The sequence below is a fragment of the Pseudoalteromonas sp. CO109Y genome, assembly GCF_004208935.1.
GTDB classification, from domain to species: Bacteria; Pseudomonadota; Gammaproteobacteria; order Enterobacterales; family Alteromonadaceae; genus Pseudoalteromonas; species Pseudoalteromonas shioyasakiensis.
In genome coordinates this window covers 430,006-436,453 of record NZ_SGPD01000011.1, presented here as the reverse complement: position 1 = coordinate 436,453, position 6,448 = coordinate 430,006, and the positions used below count along the sequence as shown (strand labels likewise).

Genomic DNA, 6,448 nt, shown 5'->3' with positions numbered 1-6,448 from the left:
GGTCATTAGCTCAGTTGGTAGAGCAGTGGACTTTTAATCCATTGGTCGATGGTTCAAGTCCATCATGACCCACCATTGCTGATTTATCTTTTCTTTCTAAGTTATCCTTTATTTATCTTAACAGCTCACAGCAATACTGTTCTTTAGCTTAAGATTCTCGTATAATTCGCGCCATGAATGCACTGTGGACTAAGTGGTCGAGAAATGAGTCTAGCTGAACAAATTATGCCTGAAGATTATATCTTCCCTCCAAAGCCAGCTCCGTTATCAAAAGACGAGCAAGCTGAGTATAAGGCACGTATCAAACAATTATTAAAAGACAAGAACGCGGTTCTTGTTGCCCATTATTACACTGATCCTGAAATTCAAGCTCTAGCTGAAGAAACAGGCGGTTGTGTTGCTGACTCGCTAGAAATGGCGCGTTTTGGCGCTAAGCACGACGCAGATGTAATTGTGGTAGCCGGTGTTCGCTTTATGGGCGAAACAGCAAAAATCTTAACGCCAAATAAAACCGTTGTTATGCCAACGCTTGCTGCAACTTGTTCATTAGACGTAGGTTGCCCAATTGAAGAATTCTCAGCGTTTTGTGATCAGCACCCTGATCGCAAGGTAGTAGTGTATGCAAATACATCAACAGCTGTTAAAGCGCGTGCAGATTGGATCGTTACTTCTTCATGTGCCCTAGAAATCGTTGAGCACCTTGATGAGCAAGGCGAAAAAATCATTTGGGGTCCAGATAAACACTTAGGTTCTTACATTCAAAAGAACACAGGTGCAGACATGATCATGTGGAATGGCGCCTGTATCGTTCATGACGAGTTTAAAACCAAAGCACTTAAGGATATGAAAGCCTTACACCCAGATGCGGCTGTATTGGTTCACCCAGAGTCTCCTGCGGAGATTGTAGCCTTAGCTGATGCGGTTGGTTCAACAAGCCAATTAATCAAAGCAGCGCAAACTATGGACAACAAAAAGTTCATCGTAGCGACTGACCGAGGCATTTTCTACAAAATGCAGCAGTTATGCCCAGAGAAAGAATTCTTTGAAGCACCAACAGCAGGTGAAGGCGCAACGTGTAAAAGCTGTGCGCATTGCCCGTGGATGGCAATGAATGGCTTAAAAGCGATTGAAGAAGCACTGACAGACCCTGAAGGTAAAGAGGTGTTTGTTGATATGGACTTGCGCGAAGGCGCATTAAAGTCGCTTAACCGTATGTTAGATTTTTCAGCAACGCTTCAGCGCTAAGAACGAATTGACTATACAAAAGGCAAGGTGTTTACCTTGCCTTTTTTGTTTGATTACTAATCACTTAACTGCACTATTTTAAAAAGCCCTTGCGTCTGTAGGGTTGTTTTCATACTATAACGCCGCGCTAAACTCTAAGCGCCTTAGGTGACGTGTCCGAGTGGCTGAAGGAGCACGCCTGGAAAGTGTGTATACGGCAACGTATCGAGAGTTCGAATCTCTCCGTCACCGCCATTTCTAATCTTATAAGCTAACTTTAGTCATTTACAAATACTTTAAACCGCATTTTAGCTTGTCTAATTATCTAAGCTGTTATTTCTTTCACACTCTTTCCAAAAAGACTGTCCTAATACTCTATTTATTTCTTCTACTGAAGTGAGGCCTTTTGAAAGTGCTTCTAAGGCTACTTTATGTAAAGATCTCGCTCCGCATTTAGCTGCAATCTCTCTTAACTTACTGGTACTTTCTCCAGCACGAATTGCATCGGCTAGTTGATAATCAATAGTGATTATTTCGAACAGAGGAATACGTCCTTTGTAACCAGACTGATCGCAGTCATCGCAACCTGATGGCGACATAATATTTATATCAGGAAAGATGCTTTTAAAACGTTTACCATAGGTATCTGTGGACAACGGGCCACTTAGGTTACAACTAGGGCATAGCTTTCTAATTAATCGCTGCGCTGCAACACCTTTTAAGGAGTCTGCAATAATAGGACGTGACACACCTAAACCTATTAACCTTGAAATAGTCGTAATTGCATCACTTGTATGTAAGGTGGTCATCACAAAATGCCCAGTTATTGCAGCGCGAAAGGTCATTTCTGCCGTTTCTTCATCGCGAACTTCACCCATTAATATTACATCGGGGTCTTGTCTTAAAATGCTTCTGAGGGCGCTGGAGAAGGTGAGGTTCTGATGTGGGTTAATATTAACCTGGGCAATACCTTCAATCTCATATTCAATTGGGTCTTCAACAGTTACAAGGCATTTTTCCGGAGTGTTTAATTCTTTTAGAGCAGCATAAAGCGTACTTGTCTTTCCTGACCCAGTAGGGCCTGTTATTACAAAGATACCTTCGCTACTTTGCAGTAAGTTTTTAAATGTATTGAGCTCTTGCTGTTGTAAACCAATATCATCTAACTTGTTTACAACAGATTTAATCAGTAGACGGATGACTACTTTTTCTCCCCCTTTAACTGGTAGTGTCGATACCCGTAGATCCACATCCTGACCTTTGAGCTCTAAACTAGCACTTCCATCTTGTGGAACCATTTTTTTTGCTAAGTTAAGGTCAGATAATGCTTTTATTCTTTGTACTATTGGAATAAAAACTTGTGCTGGTAATTCTGATATGACCCTTAACATACCATCTATTCTGTAACGAATTATGCCGCCATTATTAAAGGGTTCAATGTGAATATCACTGGCTTTGAATATAAACGCTTCTAACAGCATTTCGGATACAATTTTAACTATGGCTGAGTTTGAAGAGTCGGGCTCATTTTGTTTTGTTCGTGTGTTGAGTTGGTTTGATTTTATAATAATGTCATTCTCAGATAGCATTTGCTCCTGATAAAACATTTCCGTCCATTTTGCTATGAGCTCGGGTGATGCCAATACCGATTTAACATGAAGGGTCGTTAAAAATTCAACCATTGATTCCATATCAGTATCAAATGGATGAGGGGAAGCTACTGTTAATAAGCCATTTGTAAAGCCTAAAGGAAAAATTCCATACTCTCTAGCTACTTTAAAAGAAACATAATGAAGCAATTCTTCTGACATATCATCAGGAGGTTTTGCTACATCTAACTGGTAACTTTTTGCAATCATTGCTGTTAACACTTTGCTGTCGACTTGCAAAATTGCCTCTGCACTTTTCCATGCTGAAATGGCTGACTCACCGTTATACATTTCTTCAATATTAATATTGCTGTTAGTCGATTTTTCAATGCAAAATCGTTTTAGCCAGTTAAAAGTGGCATTACTTCTGTGTACCTCATTTTTATCTATCATACTCATTCCATATATATTTTGTCGTCTTTGGCATCAAACGTGATTGTTGAATCACCATGTGGAATGGTTAAGCGAAAATGTTCATTGGTAATTTTTTCATAAGTTACATCCATGACAGACGCGATAGGGCTTGGTAAATCGTCTGGCAGTTCTCCGTAAGTTGTGCGGTAATGTTCAACATCTTCTGCAATCATTAATAATGCCACTGAGCTGCCTGTTTGATAATCTCTGTCGTAATTTACAGGGTGGGTTTCATGGCCAATTAGTAGAGTTTTTGCTAACAAAAATCCAAAAGCAATATATGCGGCATAAGGAAGCCAGCTAGGTAATACAATGGAAGCTCTATTTTTATTTCGTTGATTATTTTGCGTTTCATCCATCGCTTCCGCGATACTTTCTTGCCATCGTTTATTGGTTGAAATCATTTTTATCTTCCTAATTTTTTAATCATGATGCCCATGCTGTTGGCCTATATGTTGATCTGGATGTTTTACCCAGCCAGGAGGCCAATTCAAGTTAGAACCAGCATTGCTTCGACTGCCCGATTCTGAATCACCATTGGTACTAGTTTCTGTACTTGTACTCGTTTGGCTACCTGTGTTGCTATCTCCACTATTTCTATCTGGAGGTTGGGTGTTACCTGTGTTACTTGCGTCAGGAAGTTGAGTATTACCTGTATTGCTAGCATCAGGTTGCTGATTAGTCCCTGCATCAGTTAATTTTGGTGGTTGATTTATTTTGGGAGGGTTTGTATTTGTTTCTGAAGGTATTAAATTGGTTTGGTGAGTCTCATAAGGTGTTGCTAATGCAATAATCATCATATTAGGAGTCACAAAAGAATGTTTTAATTCAGTTACATGATCCAAGGCATTGAGTACATTCAATCCGTTTTGACTATTTGCTTTTAAAAATAAAACAGGAAAAGCCTCATGACCCGTAAAATTAAAATAACCAGAGTGATTAACTAACTGAGCTGAAAATTGAATACCAAACTCTTCTGAAAATTGATTGGCAAGCCCAGGTAAATAGCTTGGGGCTTGACCAAAGCTTGAACTCGAAAGCTGATTTGGCTTTGCTAATGCATCAGGTGAAGTTGCAATAACATCCTGATAAGCAAGGCCAATAGAGTGGATTCTATATAATAAGGTGGCTGCCTTAGATTCATTTACATAGCCTTGATAATTAGGCAAGGCGATTAAGGATAAGATCCCTATAATTGAGATAGCCACCATAAGCTCAACTAATGTGAACCCTTTACTTTTAAAAGAGTTGAGCTTTATCAAAATCGTTGATTTCATTAATACAATTCACTATTTAAGTAATATCTTCTTAAATATAGACAAACTTATAGTTTTTTCATCTTAGTAGTATTTTTATTTTTTATAACTTAAGGCGGGTTAATCAAGTGATTTCAATACTCTATAATTTATTTAGTTGAAGCTTAGCAGAGGCGTTTTCTTAACTATCCGAAAACTTAGACAAATTTCAATGTGCAGCAAAGTTCTCGGATAAAATAGAGTACTTATACGCTTTTCTTAACCCACCTTAGCAAAGTGTTTTTCAAGATTACATTTAGCGCGCATTGCTATGTGGCTACTGACCTTTCTGGCAAGTTCTATTACTAATAATTCAAGTTGTTCACGACTATAACCAAGCAATACACAGCGTTTAAGTTGCTCGCTAACTAAGCTGCTGGCATCGTCTAGGGCAAATAAAGCGCCTAAAGAGGCAAGCTCAAATACTGTGTTGTTTTGCTGCTCTATGCCAAACGGCAGCTGACCGAATGTCAGTGCGGTTTTTAGCTGTTGCTCTGTGCGCTTGATAAGCAACGTATTTGAACCCTGAATATCATCAAGGGACTTTAAAATCTCTAGCGCCAGCAATGCTTTTGGCACCCCAGAATACACACTAATATGCGGTAAAATATCACACAACTCTTGCATTGAAACGCCATCATTCAATGCGTGCTGACATGCTCGTTTTAACAAAGGCTTGTCATGAACGGTGACCAAAGCAGCGATCGCGACAAACACAAATAAATCCGTGTTGTTATGGTTCATAATTTCTCTTTTGATTTTAGATATTGAATGTATTGAGGTTTTGTAGCTTTGGCTGATTGCAAAGAGCATGCAATCGAAAAATTGAAAATACATTATGGTTGATGATGGCGATTTCTGCTTGCCATAAATGATTTAATTTTTGCCTAAAATAACGAACTGTTACCCAAAATGGTCCTAACCTCAAATTACGGTGATACACTTAATTGAGTATTTCTTAGAGGTAATCTAAATGCGTCAGGCATTAATAGAAGCGGTTAAAGCGATAGCGATTTCAGACGGTAATTTTGAAACGGCGATTTCTGAGTTATTGGTGTTCAGACGAAGCGAAGTTTCATTACCGATGGCCTGCGTGTATGAGTTAGGGCTGGGTATTAGCTTGCAAGGTGCAAAGCGAGTTGTGTTGGGTGAACATAGTTATGATTACACTGACGGCCAATCATTGGTGACCTCAGTCGATGTGCCCGTAGCTTCACAAATAACGCGTGCTAGTAAAGAGCAGCCATTTTACGGCATTTACTTACGCTTAGATGCCCATGAGATCAGCCACATTGTTGCTGAAATGGAGTTTGCTGGGCAAGGCAAGTTCCCTAAACACCAAGCTATGTCGGTGGTTGATACTGATAATGGCCTGCTTGATGCTTTACTTAGGCTTATTCAACTCGACAAAGAGCCTCAATTAAAAGCTAACCTTGCGCCACTTATTAAAAAAGAAATTATATTGCGCTTGTTAAATAGTCCACACAGCCCTTATTTAAGGCAAATTGTGATGTCTGGTTCTGCCCATCAAAAAATAGCCAAGATCTTATGCTGGTTAAAAGAAAACTACACGAGTCAATTTTCAATTGATGATTTAGCCCGTGATGCGCACATGAGTCCGTCGACATTCAGGCTACATTTTCGTGATGTGGTAAAGATGAGCCCATTGCAATACGTAAAAAACCTACGGTTGCAGGCGGCAAGGCAATTAATGCTGAATGAGCGAATTGATGTAGGCTCTGCGGCTTTAAAAGTGGGCTATGAGAGTCCATCCCAGTTTAGCCGCGAATACACACGCTTTTTTGGCAAGCCACCGATAAAAGATATTTCGGCACTGCGGTTACAACAAATCGCATAAAAAAGGGA

Annotated in this window: 6 protein-coding genes and 1 tRNA gene; 3 read left to right on the top strand and 4 right to left on the bottom strand. The window is 39.6% G+C overall.

All coding sequences use genetic code 11. The features are described from left to right. The first annotated feature begins 204 nt into the window (after window positions 1-204). Window positions 205-1,245: a quinolinate synthase NadA gene (gene nadA, locus EXT43_RS04810; RefSeq protein WP_054561293.1), complete on the top strand. Its 1,041-nt coding sequence runs from the start codon at window positions 205-207 to the stop codon at window positions 1,243-1,245. A 146-nt stretch (window positions 1,246-1,391) separates the two neighbouring features. Beyond that, window positions 1,392-1,479: transfer RNA gene (locus EXT43_RS04805), tRNA-Ser, on the top strand. 62 nt (window positions 1,480-1,541) lie between these two features. Here EXT43_RS04805 and EXT43_RS04800 read toward each other — a convergent pair. From EXT43_RS04800 to EXT43_RS04785, 4 genes are all read right to left on the bottom strand, one after another. Then, complete coding sequence (locus tag EXT43_RS04800) at window positions 1,542-3,266, bottom strand: GspE/PulE family protein (protein WP_165385082.1); 1,725 nt, start codon at window positions 3,264-3,266, stop codon at window positions 1,542-1,544. 2 nt (window positions 3,267-3,268) lie between these two features. Further along, window positions 3,269-3,691 (bottom strand): hypothetical protein, encoded by a 423-nt coding sequence (locus EXT43_RS04795; protein ID WP_054561295.1) that lies wholly within the window; start codon window positions 3,689-3,691, stop codon window positions 3,269-3,271. A gap of 18 nt (window positions 3,692-3,709) precedes the next feature. Further along, the gene (locus EXT43_RS20880; RefSeq protein WP_130166485.1) at window positions 3,710-4,564 is read right to left on the bottom strand and encodes a prepilin-type N-terminal cleavage/methylation domain-containing protein; all 855 of its coding nucleotides are present in this window, start codon (window positions 4,562-4,564) and stop codon (window positions 3,710-3,712) included. A 237-nt stretch (window positions 4,565-4,801) separates the two neighbouring features. After that, window positions 4,802-5,326, bottom strand: coding sequence for a carboxymuconolactone decarboxylase family protein (locus EXT43_RS04785; protein ID WP_130166484.1), 525 nt, complete (start codon window positions 5,324-5,326; stop codon window positions 4,802-4,804). Window positions 5,327-5,555: 229 nt separating this feature from the next. On the opposite strand from EXT43_RS04785, the gene EXT43_RS04780 reads away from it, so the two are divergent. Beyond that, window positions 5,556-6,440 carry an AraC family transcriptional regulator gene (locus EXT43_RS04780; protein WP_130166483.1) on the top strand — a complete coding sequence of 295 codons (885 nt, stop codon included), beginning with the start codon at window positions 5,556-5,558 and terminating at the stop codon, window positions 6,438-6,440. The last annotated feature ends 8 nt before the right edge of the window (window positions 6,441-6,448 follow it).

What these genes read in the sequence shown, in the direction of transcription:
- nadA (WP_054561293.1), top strand. Translation starts at nt 205, where the DNA reads ATGAGTCTAGCTGAACAAATTATGCCTGAAGATTATATCTTCCCTCCA.
- EXT43_RS04800 (WP_165385082.1), bottom strand. Translation starts at nt 3,266, where the DNA reads ATGATAGATAAAAATGAGGTACACAGAAGTAATGCCACTTTTAACTGG.
- EXT43_RS04795 (WP_054561295.1), bottom strand. Translation starts at nt 3,691, where the DNA reads ATGATTTCAACCAATAAACGATGGCAAGAAAGTATCGCGGAAGCGATG.
- EXT43_RS20880 (WP_130166485.1), bottom strand. Translation starts at nt 4,564, where the DNA reads ATGAAATCAACGATTTTGATAAAGCTCAACTCTTTTAAAAGTAAAGGG.
- EXT43_RS04785 (WP_130166484.1), bottom strand. Translation starts at nt 5,326, where the DNA reads ATGAACCATAACAACACGGATTTATTTGTGTTTGTCGCGATCGCTGCT.
- EXT43_RS04780 (WP_130166483.1), top strand. Translation starts at nt 5,556, where the DNA reads ATGCGTCAGGCATTAATAGAAGCGGTTAAAGCGATAGCGATTTCAGAC.